This is a genomic window from Auraticoccus cholistanensis, assembly GCF_009742705.1.
GTDB lineage: Bacteria > Actinomycetota > Actinomycetes > Propionibacteriales > Propionibacteriaceae > Auraticoccus > Auraticoccus cholistanensis.
Map to the genome: position 1 here is coordinate 100,849 of NZ_WPCU01000010.1, position 14,721 is coordinate 115,569.

At 74.5% G+C, this 14,721-nt stretch carries 17 protein-coding genes; 6 read left to right on the forward strand and 11 right to left on the reverse strand.

The window, feature by feature from the left end; genetic code table 11:
• Positions 1-62 precede the first annotated feature (62 nt).
• Together GC722_RS14010 and GC722_RS14015 are read left to right on the forward strand one after the other, a co-directional pair.
• Positions 63-632, forward strand: coding sequence for a GNAT family N-acetyltransferase (locus GC722_RS14010; protein WP_331714852.1), 570 nt, complete (start codon positions 63-65; stop codon positions 630-632).
• Positions 629-1,477 (forward strand): PhzF family phenazine biosynthesis protein, encoded by an 849-nt coding sequence (locus tag GC722_RS14015; protein ID WP_156611219.1) that lies wholly within the window; start codon positions 629-631, stop codon positions 1,475-1,477. Before GC722_RS14010 ends, GC722_RS14015 begins: the two co-directional genes overlap by 4 nt.
• A gap of 26 nt (positions 1,478-1,503) precedes the next feature.
• On the opposite strand, the gene GC722_RS14020 is transcribed toward GC722_RS14015, so the two are convergent.
• The 8 genes from GC722_RS14020 to rpsO all read right to left on the reverse strand — a co-directional run bounded on the left by GC722_RS14020 (position 1,504) and on the right by rpsO (position 9,087).
• The gene (locus GC722_RS14020; RefSeq protein ID WP_331714853.1) at positions 1,504-2,511 is read right to left on the reverse strand and encodes an iron-containing redox enzyme family protein; all 1,008 of its coding nucleotides are present in this window, start codon (positions 2,509-2,511) and stop codon (positions 1,504-1,506) included.
• Positions 2,508-2,723 (reverse strand): CDGSH iron-sulfur domain-containing protein, encoded by a 216-nt coding sequence (locus GC722_RS14025; protein WP_331714854.1) that lies wholly within the window; start codon positions 2,721-2,723, stop codon positions 2,508-2,510. The genes GC722_RS14020 and GC722_RS14025 overlap by 4 nt, the downstream gene beginning before the upstream one ends.
• A 14-nt stretch (positions 2,724-2,737) precedes the next feature.
• The gene (locus tag GC722_RS14030) at positions 2,738-3,436 is read right to left on the reverse strand and encodes a HemK2/MTQ2 family protein methyltransferase (protein WP_156611221.1); all 699 of its coding nucleotides are present in this window, start codon (positions 3,434-3,436) and stop codon (positions 2,738-2,740) included.
• Positions 3,437-3,528: 92 nt separating this feature from the next.
• Positions 3,529-4,266: an LmeA family phospholipid-binding protein gene (locus tag GC722_RS14035; protein ID WP_156611222.1), complete on the reverse strand. Its 738-nt coding sequence runs from the start codon at positions 4,264-4,266 to the stop codon at positions 3,529-3,531.
• 1 nt (position 4,267) lies between these two features.
• A complete protein-coding gene (dapB, locus tag GC722_RS14040) occupies positions 4,268-5,035 on the reverse strand; it encodes a 4-hydroxy-tetrahydrodipicolinate reductase (RefSeq protein WP_156611223.1) in 768 nt (255 codons plus the stop codon).
• Positions 5,032-6,369, reverse strand: a complete 1,338-nt coding sequence (locus GC722_RS14045) for a M16 family metallopeptidase (RefSeq protein WP_156611225.1) — start codon at positions 6,367-6,369, stop codon at positions 5,032-5,034. The genes dapB and GC722_RS14045 overlap by 4 nt, the downstream gene beginning before the upstream one ends.
• An 11-nt stretch (positions 6,370-6,380) precedes the next feature.
• The gene (locus GC722_RS14050; RefSeq protein WP_156611228.1) at positions 6,381-8,609 is read right to left on the reverse strand and encodes a polyribonucleotide nucleotidyltransferase; all 2,229 of its coding nucleotides are present in this window, start codon (positions 8,607-8,609) and stop codon (positions 6,381-6,383) included.
• Between the two features lie 214 nt (positions 8,610-8,823).
• Positions 8,824-9,087: a 30S ribosomal protein S15 gene (gene rpsO, locus GC722_RS14055; RefSeq protein ID WP_156611229.1), complete on the reverse strand. Its 264-nt coding sequence runs from the start codon at positions 9,085-9,087 to the stop codon at positions 8,824-8,826.
• A 252-nt stretch (positions 9,088-9,339) separates the two neighbouring features.
• On the opposite strand from rpsO, the gene GC722_RS14060 reads away from it, so the two are divergent.
• The 4 genes from GC722_RS14060 to GC722_RS14075 are packed head-to-tail and all read left to right on the forward strand — an operon-like array spanning position 9,340 to position 12,231.
• Complete coding sequence (locus GC722_RS14060; RefSeq protein WP_156611231.1) at positions 9,340-10,488, forward strand: Gfo/Idh/MocA family protein; 1,149 nt, start codon at positions 9,340-9,342, stop codon at positions 10,486-10,488.
• The gene (locus GC722_RS14065) at positions 10,485-11,249 is read left to right on the forward strand and encodes a ThuA domain-containing protein (RefSeq protein ID WP_197430171.1); all 765 of its coding nucleotides are present in this window, start codon (positions 10,485-10,487) and stop codon (positions 11,247-11,249) included. Before GC722_RS14060 ends, GC722_RS14065 begins: the two co-directional genes overlap by 4 nt.
• Before the next feature lie 2 nt (positions 11,250-11,251).
• Positions 11,252-11,923 (forward strand): AzlC family ABC transporter permease, encoded by a 672-nt coding sequence (locus GC722_RS14070; RefSeq protein WP_156611233.1) that lies wholly within the window; start codon positions 11,252-11,254, stop codon positions 11,921-11,923.
• On the forward strand, positions 11,920-12,231 hold the full coding sequence (locus tag GC722_RS14075; RefSeq protein WP_331714855.1) for an AzlD domain-containing protein: 312 nt from the start codon (positions 11,920-11,922) through the stop codon (positions 12,229-12,231). Before GC722_RS14070 ends, GC722_RS14075 begins: the two co-directional genes overlap by 4 nt.
• A gap of 25 nt (positions 12,232-12,256) precedes the next feature.
• Here the strand turns inward: GC722_RS14075 and GC722_RS14080 are convergent, their stop codons facing one another.
• The 3 genes from GC722_RS14080 to rbfA are packed head-to-tail and all read right to left on the reverse strand — an operon-like array spanning position 12,257 to position 14,591.
• A complete protein-coding gene (locus GC722_RS14080) occupies positions 12,257-13,147 on the reverse strand; it encodes a bifunctional riboflavin kinase/FAD synthetase (protein ID WP_156611235.1) in 891 nt (296 codons plus the stop codon).
• Between the two features lie 53 nt (positions 13,148-13,200).
• Positions 13,201-14,109 carry a tRNA pseudouridine(55) synthase TruB gene (gene truB / locus GC722_RS14085; protein WP_331715022.1) on the reverse strand — a complete coding sequence of 303 codons (909 nt, stop codon included), beginning with the start codon at positions 14,107-14,109 and terminating at the stop codon, positions 13,201-13,203.
• Positions 14,106-14,591 (reverse strand): 30S ribosome-binding factor RbfA, encoded by a 486-nt coding sequence (gene rbfA / locus GC722_RS14090; protein WP_231747920.1) that lies wholly within the window; start codon positions 14,589-14,591, stop codon positions 14,106-14,108. The genes truB and rbfA overlap by 4 nt, the downstream gene beginning before the upstream one ends.
• Between the last annotated feature and the right edge of the window lie 130 nt (positions 14,592-14,721).

A 14,721-nucleotide genomic window follows, 5' to 3' on the forward strand; every position in this document is an offset into this window, starting at 1 on the left:
TACCGAGCCGGGGCCCCCCGCCCGTGCCTCCCCGCGGGCGCCGGTCACTAGGATCGGCGGTCGTGACCTCCCGCACCGCCGACTCGGTCCGTCTGGCCCTGCCCGCCGAAGCGGCCCAGCTGGCCGCCCTGCAGCGCCGCGCCTGGGCCGCCCGCGGCGAGGTGGGCGCGGCGGCGCTCGCCGGCATCGACCTGGCGGCCATGGTGGCCGGCTGGGAGGACGCCATCGCCCGCCCGCCGCTGGCCCGGTGCCGGGTGCTGGTGGCCGTCGACGGCTCCGGCGGTGTGGTGGGCTTCGCCACCACCCTGCCCAGCACCGACTCCGACGCCGAGCAGGGCTCCGACGGCGAGGTCGGCGAGTTCGTGGTCGACCCCGTCTCAGTGGGGCGCGGGCACGGGTCGCGGCTGCTGCACGCCTGCGTGGACACGCTGCGGGCCGACGGCTTCAGCCGGGCCCGCTGCTGGCTGGCCAGCGACGACGACGCCCTGCGCCGCTTCCTGGTGGAGGCCGGCTGGGCACCCGACGGGGCCCACCGCGAGCTCGGCGCCGAGGACGGCACGGTGCGGCTGCGCCAGGTGCGCCTGCACACCGACATCACGCCGTCCCCCGACCCGCAGGAGGAATCCCGTTGAGCACGCACCCGTTCCGCCAGGTCGACGTCTTCGGCTCCCCAGGCCGGGCCGTCTCGGGCAACCCGCTGGCCGTCGTGCTGGCCGCCGAGGGGGTCGACGAGGAGACCATGCGCTCCTTCGCGAGCTGGACGAACCTGTCCGAGACGACCTTCCTGCTGCCGCCGACCGTGCCCGGGGCGGACTACCGGGTGCGGATCTTCACCCCCGCCCGCGCGCTCCCCTTCGCCGGCCACCCCACCCTCGGCTCGGCCGCCGCCTGGCTGGCCGCCGGCGGGGTGCCGGCCGGTGAGGTCGTCGTGCAGGAGTGCGGGGCCGGGCTGGTCCCGGTGCGCCGCGACGGCGAGCTGCTGGCCTTCCGGGCCCCGGAGCTGCTGCGCCACGAGCCGGTGGACGCCGAGCTGCGCGAGCGGGTCGCCCGGGGGCTGCGGCTGCCGCCGGAGGCCCTGCTCGAGGTGGTGTGGATCGTCAACGGGCCCAGCTGGATCGGGGTGCGGCTGGCCGACGCCGAGCAGGTCCTCGCCGTCGAGCCCGACCCCGTGCCGCTGACCGGGCTGGACGTCGGGCTGGTGGGGCCGCACCCGGCCGGCGGACCGGCCGACGTCGAGGTGCGCGGGCTGGTGGGCGAGGGCGGGCTGGTGGAGGACCCGGTGACCGGAAGCCTCAACGCCGGCATCGCGCAGTGGCTGATCGGCAGCGGCCGGCTGCCCGCGCGCTACACCGCGGCCCAGGGGACCCGGCTCGGCCGGGCGGGCCGGGTGCACGTGCGCCAGGAGGACGACGGCACCTGGATCGGTGGCGCCGTCACCCCGGTCGTCACCGGCACGGTCGAGCTGCCGCGGCGCTGACCGCCGGGTCGGGCCGCCGGCCGGTCTCAGGCCGCGTCGAGGGTGAGGCTGGGACGTCCCTCGGCCCAGTGCGCCAGCAGCTCCTCGGAGAACCGGTCGCCGACGTAGCTGCCCGCCTGCAGGCCGAGCACGACGCCGGCGGCGAGCTCGGGCTCCAGCGCGAGCAGCGGGCGGAGGACGTCGCGTCGCAGCACCTGCTCGTGGACCGCGTCGGCCTCGACGTGCTCGGCGTAGAACCGCTCGGTGGCCGGGCCCAGCTCCAGCCGGCGGGCGGCGCGCACCAGCCGGGCGGACCCCGGCGAGGAGGTCAGCTCCACCAGGGCGAACAGCCCCACCGAGGCCCCGCGCAGGCTCCGGCGCAGCCCGCACAGCGTCTGCAGGTTGACCTCGGCGAGCACCCAGCGGCTGGTGCGGTCCAGGTAGGCGCCGTAGGTGGGGTCGAGGCCGAGCTCGGTCATCATGTCGGCGAAGAGCGTGGAGTGCATGGCGGCGGCGCGTCCGGCGCCGTACTCGTCGTGCTGCACCGTGACCAGCCCGGCCTTGGCCGCCCCCTGCAGCCGGGGCACGACCCACGACTGCGGGTCGGCCTCCTTGCGGTGGTAGTGGGCGCGGTGGGCGACGTACTCGGCGAACTGCGCGGCGGTGCCCTCGCCGGCGAGGTGGTAGCTGATGCCGGTGCCGTCGGCCGGCTCGACCAGCAGGTCGGCGACCACGTCGTCGAGGTCGTCCCCGCCGGGGAGCTCGGCGCGCAGCGCGGCGAGGTAGTGGTCGGCCATCGCGTGCCGGGCGGCGACCACGGCCGGGGCCCACTCCAGGTCGTCGTCGACGCCCTCGAAGCCGCGGTAGTGCAGCTCCGAGGTCAGCGCCAGGGCGAGCTGCAGGTCGTGCCCGAAGGGGTCGGAGGGCGTCACCTCGGGGAAGGAGCCGGTGCCGCCGCGGAGCAGGTCGCAGACGGCCGCCGACAGCTCGCCGCGCGGGGCCGGCAACCTCGGGCGGTCGAGGCGCTCGGCGGCGGGCGGCAGGGTCGTGGTCACGGGTTCTCCTTCCGTCGGCGGCGGCGGCCGCGGTGGCTGGTGTCGCAGAGCGGGTAGATGCTGCTGCGCCGGCAGGTGCACACGGCGACCACCGGACGGTCGGCGAGCACGCTGCTGCCGTCGGGCAGGTCGATCTCGACCGGGCCCTCGACCAGCACGGGCCCGTCGTCGGCCACCACCACCCGGCGTCGTCCGGGGTCCTCCGCTGGCACCGTTCCTCCTCCGCTCACCGCCGTCGACCCTCCACGACCACCAGTGTCTCCTGCTGCTCCTCAGGCGTCAGCAGCCCCTGCTCCCGCAGCCACTGCCGGCGCTGGGTCATCACGGGTCCGAAGGGGACGACCTGCTCCTGCACCACCTCGGCGTCCAGGCCCTGCTCCGCCAGCTGCTGCAGGGTCTCGCGCACCCCGGTCACGGTCGACTGCACCAGCACCACCCGCCCCTCGGGCGAGAGCACCTCCCCCACGCCGGCGCAGAACCGGTCCAGCACCATCCGGCCCGTCGGTCCGCCGTCCCAGCACCGGGCCGTGCGGTGCCGGGGCAGCACGTCGTTCGGGGAGGGGACGTAGGGCGGGTTGCAGACGACCAGGTCGAACTGCGAGCCGGCGACCGGGGCGAACAGGTTGCCGCGGCGGACGCGGACGGGGGCCCCGCACAGCGCCGCGTTGAGGCGGGCGCTGAGCACCGACCGGAGGGCGAGGTCGACCGCCACCACCGAGCGGGCGCCGGCGTGGGCGGCGACCAGGGCCAGGAAGCCGGTCCCGGTGCACACGTCCAGCACGCGTCGTCCGGCGGCCGCCCCCCGCACGTGGGTGGCGAGCAGCCGGGAGTCGTGCTGGACCCGGTACGTCCCGGGCAGCGCGACCGGCGGCTCGGACCGCCGTCCGCGGGGGGTGAACCAGGCGTGGGCCTGCGTCTGCGCCATGGGCCTCCTCGGTGCCGGGGCCCTGGAGCGAGCCGTTGCTCCCCCGGTATCCCGTCGCGCCGGCGACCAAACCGCGGCCCGGGCCGCGGGCGTCAGCCGGCGGTGGACAGGTCGACGTCGGTGCCGCTGAAGTCCAGGCTCATCCCCTCCGGGGTGGAGCGGAGCGCGTCCGCGCCGAGCCCCAGCGGCAGCTCGAGGGGGACGGGCCGCACGACGGCGGCGGTGATGCTCTCGGCCAGCGCGTCGGGGATGTCGTAGCTGGCCACGTTGAGCCGTACGTCGGTGAGCACGAGCTGGCGGCCGTAGGCGCCGTCGAGCACCGGCAGCCCGCTCACCTCGATGGGCACGTCGACCCCGAAGAGCTCGGCGTCGTGCGCCACCACCCAGCGGGTGCCGGCGTCGGTGACCTCGCCCGGCGACACCGGCTCACCCGCGAGCCGGCTGATCTCGGCGTAGCCGACGTCGGCGCTGCCGTCGAGCCGGCCCGCCACCGAGGTCGTGAAGCCGTCGGAGGAGCGCACCTGCTGCAGGTCGAGCTGCAGCCGCTCCACGCTCAGCTGCTGCGCCCCCGAGCCCACGGTGGTGGCCCCGCTGCTGACCTTCACCCGCTCGAGCTCCCCGGCGAGCAGCTGGGTCAGGAAGGGGGTGCCGGTGACGTCGACCTGCGGCGGGACGGCGGTGCCGAGGGCGTGCTGCACCTGGGCCGCGGCCCGGTCCTCGGCCACCCCCTCGGCGACCCGGTCCGCGACCACCAGCCCCACCGCGAGCAGGGCCAGCACCAGCATCCCGACGACCAGCCGTGCCACCCCGCGCGCGGAGCCTGCGGCCACGTCAGGACCCCAGCCCGAGGAAGGGCTCGATCCCCACCGTCAGCCCCGGGCGGTCGCGGACCTGCCGCACGGCGGCCAGCACGCCGGGCATGAAGGAGGAGCGGTCGAAGGAGTCGTGGCGGACGGTGAGGGTCTCGCCCTGGTCGCCGAACAGCACCTCCTGGTGGGCCACCAGCCCCCGCAGCCGGACCCCGTGCACCCGGATGCCGGCCACGTCGGCCCCGCGGGCGCCAGGCAGCTCCTGGCTGGTGGCGTCCGGCGGTGCGGCGACGCCGGCCTCGGCACGGGCCGCGCTGATCCGTTCCGCGGTGCGCACCGCCGTGCCGGAGGGCGCGTCGACCTTGTCGGGGTGGTGGAGCTCCACCACCTCGACCGACTCGTAGAAGCGGGCGGCCTGCTCGGCGAAGTGCATCATCAGCACCGCCCCCACCGAGAAGTTGGGGGCGACCACCACCCCGGTGCCGGGCTGCTCCCGCAGCCAGCCGCGGACCTGCGCCAGCCGTTCCTCGGTGAACCCGGTGGTGCCCACCACGGCCGAGATCCCGCGCTGCACGCACCAGCGGACGTGGTCCATCACCACGTCGGGACGGGTGAAGTCGACGACGACGGCGGCCTGCGCGGCGCGCTCGAGGTCGTCCCCGCGCCCGAGTGCGGCCACCAGCTCCAGGTCGCCGGCGGACTCCACCGCCCGCACGGTCTCGGCCCCCATCCGGCCGGGGGCGCCGAGGACGGCCACCGGCAGCCTCGACGTCGGTGCTGCAGGGCTCATGACTGCTCCTTCCCGGGGTGGACGTGCTGGACCCAACCCTGCACCAGCCGCTCCAGCCGGCGCCGTTGCACGGCCGGACCGACGACGGCCACGAACGGCGGCTCGGCCAGCACCTCGCGGGCGACGGCACGGACGTCCTCGCCGTCCACCGCGTCGTAGCCGGCCAGCAGGTCGGCGAGGGTCCGGGTGTCGCCGCTGAGCTCGCTGCCGCCGAGCCGCGACATCCGCGCGGCCGGGCTCTCGTAGGCGAGCACGGTCTGGCCGCGGAGCTGGCCCTTGGCGCGGGCCAGCTCGTCGTCGGTGACGCCGTGGGCGACCACCTCGGCGAGCTGGTCGCGGACCAGGGACAGGATCTGGTCGACCCGGTCGGGCGTGGACTGGAACTCGATGGTGAACACGCCGGCGTCGGAGTAGGTGAGCTCGCCGGCGTCGATCGCGTAGGTGAGCCCGCGGCGCTCGCGCACCTCGACGAAGAGCCGCGAGGACATGCCGCCGCCGAGCACCGTGCCCAGCACCCCCAGCGGGTAGCGGCGGTCGTCGAACACGCCGAAGCCGGGGAAGGCCACCGAGACGGTGCACTGCTCGGTGGGTCGGCGCAGCACCGACACCCCCGGCCGGTGCGCCCGTGGCGGGGCTGCCGTCCGGCGGGCGCGGTGCGGCTGGCTGACCTCGTCCAGCGGGCGCAGCCACTCCACCAGGGCGTCGTGGTCGACCCGGCCGGAGGCGGCCACCACCAGCGAGCTCGGCCGGTAGTGGCGCCGCCAGAAGGAGACCACCTGGTCGCGGGTGAGGGCCCGGATCGAGCCGGGGCTGCCGATCACCGGGCGGCCGAGCGGGTGGCCGTCGAAGAGCCGGGCGGCGACGAGGTCGGAGGCCACCTCCGCCGGCTCGTCGGCGTGCATGGCAATCTCCTCCAGGATCACCTCGCGCTCGGCCTCGACGTCCTCGCTGCGGACCAGCGAGCCGGTCAGCATGTCGACCAGGACCTCGCAGGCGAGCTCGGCGTCCTCGGCCAGCACCCGCGCGTAGAAGCAGGTGTGCTCCCGCGCGGTGTAGGCGTTGATGTCGCCGCCGACCTGCTCGATCGCGGCCGAGATCTCCTCCGCGGCCCGGCGTCGCGTGCCCTTGAACAGCACGTGCTCGAGGAAGTGCGAGGCGCCGTGCAGGTGCTCGGTCTCGTGCCGGGAGCCGACCCGGACGAAGAAGCCGACCGAGAAGGTGTGGCTGCCCGGGACGTCCTCGGTGACGACACGAAGGCCGCAGCCGAGCTCCGTGCGGCGGACTGCTCCGCCGAGGTGCGCGGCTGCGGCCCTCGTGTGGGTGGTGTCGGTCACTCCTGCTGGGCTCAGGCCTCGGCAGGCGCCTCGGCCGAGGCGGCCTCGGCGGCGGCCTCCTCGACCACGGGGACCAGCGACAGCTTGCCGCGGTCGCCGACCTCGGCGATCTCGACCTGGATCTTCTGCCCGACGCTCACCACGTCGTCGACGTTGTTGACCCGCTGGCCGCCGTTGAGCTCGCGCAGCTTGCTGATGTGCAGCAGGCCGTCCTTGCCGGGCAGCAGCGAGACGAACGCGCCGAAGTCGACCGTCTTGACCACGGTGCCGAGGTAGCGCTCGCCGACCTCGGGCATCGTCGGGTTGGCGATGGCGTTGACCATGGCCCGGGCGGCCTCGGCGGCCTCGCCGTTGTCGGCACCGATGTAGATGGTGCCGTCGTCCTCGATGCTGATGTTGGCGCCGGTGTCGTCCTGGATCTGGTTGATGACCTTGCCCTTGGGGCCGATCACCTCGCCGATCTTGTCGACCGGGATGGTGACGGTGATGATCCGCGGGGCGAAGGGGCTCATCTCGTCCGGGGCGTCGATCGCCTCGTTCATGACGTCCAGGATGGTGTGGCGGGCGTCGCGGGCCTGCATCAGCGCACCGGCCAGCACGCTGGCCGGGATGCCGACCAGCTTGGTGTCGAGCTGGAGGGCGGTGATGAAGTCCCGGGTGCCGGCGACCTTGAAGTCCATGTCGCCGAAGGCGTCCTCGGCGCCGAGGATGTCGGTCAGCGCGACGTAGTGGGTCTCGCCGTCGATCTCCTCGCTCATCAGGCCCATGGCGATGCCGGCGACCGGGGCGCGCAGCGGCACACCGGCGTTCAGCAGGGCCAGGGTGGACGCGCAGACCGAGCCCATCGAGGTGGAGCCGTTGGAGCCGAGCGCCTCCGAGACCTGCCGGATGGCGTAGGGGAACTCCTCACGCGCCGGCAGCACCGGCACCAGGGCCCGCTCGGCCAGCGCGCCGTGGCCGATCTCGCGGCGCTTCGGCGAGCCGACCCGGCCGGTCTCACCGGTGGAGTAGGGCGGGAAGTTGTAGTTGTGCATGTAGCGCTTGGACTTCTCCGGCGCCAGCGTGTCCAGCTTCTGCTCCATGTCGAGCATGTTCAGCGTGGTGACGCCGAGGATCTGGGTCTCCCCGCGCTGGAACAGCGCCGAGCCGTGCACCCGCGGGATCACGTCGACCTCGGCCGACAGGGTGCGGATGTCGGTGAGACCACGGCCGTCGATGCGGACCTTCTCGGTCAGCACCCGGCGGCGGACCAGCTTCTTGGTCAGCGCCCGGAAGGCGGCGGTGAGCTCCTTCTCGCGGCCCTCGAAGGAGCCGGCGAGCTCGCCGACGACGCGGTCCTTGAGGACCTCGGTCGCCTCCTCGCGCTCCTGCTTGCCGGCGATCGCCAGCACACCGGCCAGGTCGTCGCCCGCGGCCGCGGCCACGGCGTCGTAGACGTCGTCGGTGTAGTCCAGGAAGACCGGGAAGTTGCCGGCCGCCTTGGCGGGCAGCTTGGCCGCGAGCTCGGCCTGGGCGTCGCACAGGGCCTTGATGAACGGCTTGGCGGCCTCCAGACCGGCACCGACGACCTCCTCGGTCGGGGCGGTGCGGCCCGAGCGGACCATGTCCCAGGTGTGCTCGGTCGACTCGGCCTCGACCATCATGATCGCCACGTCGCCGTCGGCGGTCACGCGCCCGGCCACCACCATGTCGAAGGCGGCCTGCTCGAGCTGGCTGACGGTCGGGAAGGCGACCCACTGGTCGCCGATGAGGGCGATGCGGACGCCGCCGATCGGACCGCTGAAGGGCAGCCCGGCCAGCTGGGTGGACATCGAGGCGGCGTTGATGGCCACCACGTCGTAGAGCACCTCGGGGTTGAGGGCCATCACGGTGACGACGACCTGGACCTCGTTGCGCAGCCCCTTGACGAAGCAGGGACGCAGCGGGCGGTCGATCAGCCGGCAGGTGAGGATGGCGCCCTCGCTGGGGCGGCCCTCGCGGCGGAAGAAGGAGCCGGGGATGCGCCCGGCGGCGTACATGCGCTCCTCGACGTCCACCGTCAGCGGGAAGAAGTCGACGGAGTCGCGGGGGCTCTTGCCGGCCGTGGTGGCCGAGAGCAGCATCGTGTCCTCGTCGATGTAGACGGTGGCCGAGCCGGCCGCCTGGCGGGCCAGCAGGCCCGACTCGAAGCGGACGGTGCGGGTGCCGAAGCTGCCGTTGTCGATGACGGCCTCGGTGAACTGCAGGTCGGGTCCCTCCATGGGGATGTCCTCTCGTGGTGCGCCGACCACGCGTGCCTGCGCCCGACCCGGTCTTCGATCGAGGCCCGCGGAGCCGTGCTCCGAAGGCCACTACCGAGGACCGAGGTCCTGGGCCCAGCAGGTGTCGGCTGTGGTTGGGTCCGTGTTCAGTTGTGGTGCCCGGGCTGGGACCGGGTCGGGAGCACGACGCCTCGCGCCGTGCCCCCGCCCGGGTTCAGCGACGCAGGCCGAGGCGCGCGATCAGCGAGCGGTAGTGCTCGATGTCGTTGCGCGCCACGTAGTTGAGCAGCCGGCGGCGCTGGCCGACCATCAGCATCAGGCCGCGCCGGCTGTGGTGGTCACCCTTGTGCTGCTTCAGGTGCTCGGTGAGGTGGGCGATGCGCTTGCTGAGCAGCGCGATCTGCACGTCCGGGGAGCCGGTGTCACCCGGGTGGGTCGCGTACTCCTCGATGATCTTGTTCTTGGTGTCAGCGTCCATGTGTGCTGAGCTCCCCTCGTGTCTCGTTGCGCGGCGCTCCCGCCACCGGACCGCTGGGGCCTGCTGGTGGATCCACTCGGTGTGGGTAGGAGCCCTTGGGCATCCGCGGCCGATCGAACGGCATCGTCTGGACTCTACCAGTGGCGTCCGAGCCAGGCGAATCCCACCTGTCGCACGGTGCTGCATCGATTGAGTAACGTCGTGCCCGCAAGGCCCACCCTGTCGAACACCACCGAGGAGCTGCACCGTCCCATGGCCACGTCTGAGTCCACCACGACCCTCCCCGGCGACCCCGCCCCGCCCGACGAGCTGAGGGTCGGGGTCATCGGCCTCGGCTTCGCCGGCACCACGCACCTGGACGCCTTCACCGCGCTGCCCGGCGCCCGGGTGGTGGCCCTGGCCGGTCAGGAGCCGGCCCGGCTGGCGGAGCTGGCCGACACCCGCGGCGTCGAGAGCCGCTACGCCGACTGGCAGGACCTGGTCGCCCGCGACGACCTCGACATCGTCTCCATCGGCGTGCCGAACGACCTGCATCACCCGATCGCGGTGGCCGCGCTGAGCAGCGGCAAGCACGTGTTCTGCGAGAAGCCGCTGGCCGTGAACGGCGACCTGGCCCAGGAGATGGTCGACGCCGCCCGGGCAGCGGACCGCGTGCTGGAGGTGGCCTACAACCACCGTCGCCGCACCGACGTGCAGTGGCTGCGCCGCCACCTCGACTCGCGGCCCTTCGGCGACATCTACCACTCCCGGGCCAGCTGGATGCGGCGCACCGGCATCCCGGGCCTGGGCTCGTGGTTCACCAGCAGGACGGCCGCCGGCGGCGGCCCGCTGATCGACCTGGGCTCCCACGTGCTGGACATCGCGCTGTTCCTGCTCGACGAGCCCCGGGTCACCAGCGTCTCGGCCGTGGCCTACGACCGGCTGGGGACGGCCGGGCGCGGCGGCAGCACCCGCGGCGTCAGCGAGCGCCGGGACTTCCCCTACGAGGTGGAGGACTTCGCCAGCGCCCTGCTGCGGCTGGACAACGGCGCCAGCCTGCACCTGGAGGCCTCCTGGGCCTCCTACTCCAAGGCCGACGAGGACATCGAGGTCGACCTGCTGGGGGCGACCGGCGGGGCCCGGCTGCACGTGGACAACTACTCCACCACCGACACCCTGACCCTCTACTCCGACGTGGCGGGCGCACCCACGGTGTCGCGGCCGCGGCTGACGGACCCGGGCCGGCACCACCAGGCGGTGATCGCGGAGTTCCTGGCCGCCATCGCCCTGGGCGAGCAGGTCCCGGCCGGCCAGCCCCGCCACACCGGCCACTACGGCGAGTTCGCGCTCCACCGCAGCCGCGTGCTCGACGCCGTCTACTCCTCCGCTGCGGAGCGTCGAGAGGTCGAGGTCGTCCGATGAGCACCGAGAACCAGCCCACCGCGTCCGCCCCGCTGCGGGTCACCGTCTGGAACGAGTTCCAGCACGAGACCCGTGGTGACGAGCGGGTGCTGGCCCACTACCCCGACGGCATCCACACCGTCGTGGCCGACGGCCTGCGCGAGGTGCTGGGGGACGCGGTGCAGGTGCGCACCGCCACCCAGCCCGAGCCCGAGCACGGCCTCACCGAGGAGGTGCTGGCCGGGACCGACGTGCTGATGTGGTGGGGCCACATCCGTCACGCCGAGGTCGAGGACGAGGTCGTCGAGCGGGTGCTGCGCCACGTCCACGCCGGGATGGGCATCGTGGTGCTGCACTCGGGCCACTACTCCAAGGTGTTCACCCGGCTGATGGGCTCGACCTGCTCGCTGCGGTGGCGCAACGAGGGCGAGCGCGAGCTGGTGTGGACCATCGACGAGACGCACCCGATCGCCGAGGGCGTGCCGAACCCGATCCAGATCCCGCAGCAGGAGATGTACGGCGAGCCGTTCGACATCCCGGCCCCGCACGAGCTGGTCTTCGTCTCCTCCTTCGCCGGCGGGGAGGTCTTCCGCTCCGGGGTGACCTACCGTCGTGGCCGCGGCCGGGTGTTCTACTTCTCCCCCGGCGACCAGGAGTACCCCGTCTACCACCACCCCGACGTCCGCCGGGTGCTGGCCAACGGGGTGCGCTGGGCCCGCCCCCGCCACGAGCGCCGGACGCTGACAGCCGACCCCCACCCCCTGGGGTGGTTCGAGGGCTGAGCATGCTGCAGTCCCCCGCCGTGCGGGCCGGGCTGACCCTGGCCGCCGCCACCGGTGTCTACGGCGTCTCCTTCGGGGCGCTGGCCACCACGGCGGGGCTGGGCGTGCTGCAGGCCCAGGCCCTCAGCGCGCTGATGTTCACCGGTGGCTCGCAGTTCGCCTTCATCGGGGTGGTGGCGGGCGGTGGCAGCGGTGCCGCCGCCACCGCCGCCGCCGCCCTGCTGGGGCTGCGCAACGCGGTCTACGCGGTGCAGATGAACGCGCTGCTGGCCCCGCGCGGGCTGCTGCACAAGGTCGCCCACGCCCAGGTCACGATCGACGAGTCCGTCGCGCTCGCCTCCGCCCAGACCGACCCCGACGAGCGGCGTCGGGGGTTCTGGGCCGCGGGCGCGGGCATCTTCGTGCTGTGGAACCTGTCCACGCTGCTGGGGTCGCTGCTGGGCAACGCCCTGGGCGACCCCCGCGCGTGGGGGCTCGACGGGGCGGCCGTGGCGGCCTTCCTGGGTCTGCTGTGGCCGCGGCTGCGGGGACGGGACCCGGTGGCGGTCGCCGTGGTCTGCGTGCTGGTGACCGTGGTGGCGGTCCCCTGGCTGCCGCCCGGGCTGCCGATCCTGCTGGCGGCGGCGGTGGCGGTGGTGATGCACGTGGTGCTGGTGCGGAGGAGGTCGCGGTGAACCTGTGGGCCTGGGTGCTGGTGGCCTGCGTGACCGCCTTCGCCACCAAGCTGGTGGGCTGGCTGCTGCCGGCCGAGAAGCTGCAGCGCCCCTGGCTGCTGCAGGCGGCCGGGACGCTGACGGTGGGCCTGCTGGCCTCGCTGACGGTGATGAACGCGGTGGCCGCCGGTCAGGAGCTGCGCCCGGACGCGCGGCTGCTCGCCCTGGCCGCGGCGGCGGTGGCGCTGCTGCTGCGGGCGCCGTTCCTGGTGGTGGTGCTGGCGGGAGCCGTGGCGGCCGCGCTGGGACGGCTGCTCGGGCTGCCCTGAGCGCGACCGGGCCGGGCGGGGGGAGTCAGCCCTGCAGCACCTGGCGGATCTGCTCGACGTCGAGGCGGATCTGGGCGACCAGGTCGTCCACGCCGGTGTAGCGGACCTGGCCGCGGACCCAGGCGGTGAACTCGACCTCGATCTCCAGCCCGTACAGCTGCAGGTCCGTGCGCCCGATCACGTTGGACTCGACCCGGCGCTGGACCCCGTCGAACGTGGGGTTGGTGCCGACGGAGATCGCGGCCGGGTGCCGTCCGGCGTCGGGGCCGCTGGAGACGGTCAGCCAGCCGGCGTAGATGCCGTCGCCCGGGACCGCCATCGACTCCGGCACCAGCAGGTTCGCGGTGGGGAACCCGAGCTCGCGGCCCCGCCGGTCGCCGACCACCACCACCCCGCGGAAGCAGTAGGGACGGCCCAGCAGCCGGTTCGCGGTCGCCAGGTCGCCCTCGGCCAGGGCGGCGCGGATGCGGGTCGAGGAGACCGGCAGGCCGTCGAGCTGGGCCAGCGGCACCGACTCCACCACCACCTCGTCGCCGAACAGCTCGGCGAGCGTGGCGGCGGTCCCGGCGGCCCGGTGGCCGAAGGTGAAGTTCTCCCCCACCAGCACGCGGGCCGGCTGCAGCGGCCGCAGCACCCGGTCGACGAACTCCGCCGGGGACCAGCGCGAGATCTCGGCGCTGAAGGGCACGACCACGACCTCGTCGGCGCCGGCCTCGCGCAGCAGCCGGTCCCGCTGGGCGGGGTCGGACAGCAGCCGGGGCTCGGCCCCCGGGCGGATCACCGACACCGGGTGGGGCCAGAAGGTCACCGCGACCACCCGGGCACCGGGCTGGTGCTCGCGGGCCAGCTCGAGGAGCCTGCGGTGACCGGTGTGCACCCCGTCGAAGGTGCCGATCACGACTGCCGACCCGCTCATCCGTCCCTCTCCGCCCAACCCGTGCTCCGGCCGCCCGTCATCGTAGTGCCCGCTCAGACGAAGACCGCCTCGGGCACCGCGTCGTGGCCGCGGGGGGTGTAGAGCGCCAGGAAGCGGCCGTCGGGGTCGAACACCGCCGTCAGCGGCCCGGGCAGCGGGGTGCCCGGCAGCGGCCGGCCGAACCGGACCCCGGCGGCCCGGTCGGCGTCCAGGTCCAGACGCGGGAAGCACTCCGCGGCGACGTCGTCGAGGTCCAGCAGGGGCAGCGGGTCGGGTGCGGGGTCGAGCAGGCAGGCGCGGTCGAGGCCGAAGGGGCCGACCCGGGTGCGGCGCAGGGCGACGAGGTGCCCGCCCGTGCCGAACCGGGCGCCGAGGTCGCGGGCCAGCGCGCGGATGTAGGTGCCGGAGCTGCAGACCACGGTGACGGAGACGTCGAGCACCTCCGTGGGGCCCTCGGGGCCCGGCGCCAGCGACGCGGCGGCGCCGTCGGCGGTGAAGTCGTGCACGGTGACCGTGCGGGCGGCCAGCTCGACGTCCTCCCCCGCCCGGACGCGCGCGTAGGAGCGCACCCCGCCGACCTTGATGGCCGACACCGCCGTGGGCACCTGCGAGATCGCCCCGGTGAAGTCGGGCAGCGCGGCCCGCACCTGCGCCAGGTCGAGCCCGGCGGCGCCCGCGGCGGCGGTGACCTCCCCCTCGGCGTCGTCGGTCAGCGTCGACTGCCCGAACCGGATGGTGGCCGTGTACTCCTTGGTGGTGCGCATCAGGTGGCCGAGCAGCCGGGTGGCCCGGCCGAGGCCGACCACCAGCACCCCGGTGGCCATCGGGTCCAGCGTGCCGGCGTGACCCACCTTGCGGGTGCCTGCCAGCCGCCGGACCCGGCTGACCACCTGCTGGGAGGTCAGCCCCGGCGTCTTGTCCACCACCAGGACACCGGTCGGTGCGCTCCGGTCCGCGCTCACCGCCGGTCGGCGTCGTCGGCGCCGGCCCCGTCCAGCTCGTCCGCGTTCGGCTCGTCGGTCCCGTCCAGCTCGTCGTCCTCGTCGAGCTCGTCCTCGTCGAGGTCGTCGTCCTCGTCGGTGATCTCGCGGGGCTTGCGGTAGGGGTCGGGCTCCCCGGCGTAGGAGGCCGCGGCGGCCTGGGCGGCCACCGCCTCGTCGCCGGAGCGGGCCTCGGCCAGCAGGTCCTCCAGGTGCCGCGCCGAGTCCGGCACGGCGTCCAGCACGAAGGCGATCGAGGGGGTGTGGCGCAGCCCGAGCTGCTTGCCCACCTGGCTGCGGATCAGGCCGGTGGCCGAGGCCAGCGCGGCCGCGGTGCCGGCCCGGTCGGCCTCGGAGCCGAGCACGGTGTAGAAGACGGTGGCCTCCCGGCTGTCGCCGGTGAGCCGCACGTCGGTGACGGTGACGAACCCCAGCCGCGGGTCCTTGATCCGCCGCTCCAGCATCTGCGCGGTGATGACCCTGATCTGGTCGGCCAGCTTGAGCACTCGCGGTGACGGCACGGTTCCTCCTCCGGTGTAGGGCGACGTCCCAGCCTAGTGCCCGCGCCCGGACGCGCCGACGGCGCGCCCCCCC

Bases quoted from the DNA above. Each gene is read 5' to 3' on its own strand.
- dapB (WP_156611223.1), bottom strand. From the start codon at position 5,035: ATGAGCCCTGCAGCACCGACGTCGAGGCTGCCGGTGGCCGTCCTCGGC.
- GC722_RS14060 (WP_156611231.1), top strand. From the start codon at position 9,340: ATGGCCACGTCTGAGTCCACCACGACCCTCCCCGGCGACCCCGCCCCG.
- GC722_RS14050 (WP_156611228.1), bottom strand. From the start codon at position 8,609: ATGGAGGGACCCGACCTGCAGTTCACCGAGGCCGTCATCGACAACGGC.
- GC722_RS14065 (WP_197430171.1), top strand. From the start codon at position 10,485: ATGAGCACCGAGAACCAGCCCACCGCGTCCGCCCCGCTGCGGGTCACC.
- rpsO (WP_156611229.1), bottom strand. From the start codon at position 9,087: ATGGACGCTGACACCAAGAACAAGATCATCGAGGAGTACGCGACCCAC.
- GC722_RS14030 (WP_156611221.1), bottom strand. From the start codon at position 3,436: ATGGCGCAGACGCAGGCCCACGCCTGGTTCACCCCCCGCGGACGGCGG.
- GC722_RS14070 (WP_156611233.1), top strand. From the start codon at position 11,252: ATGCTGCAGTCCCCCGCCGTGCGGGCCGGGCTGACCCTGGCCGCCGCC.
- GC722_RS14080 (WP_156611235.1), bottom strand. From the start codon at position 13,147: ATGAGCGGGTCGGCAGTCGTGATCGGCACCTTCGACGGGGTGCACACC.
- rbfA (WP_231747920.1), bottom strand. From the start codon at position 14,591: ATGCTGGAGCGGCGGATCAAGGACCCGCGGCTGGGGTTCGTCACCGTC.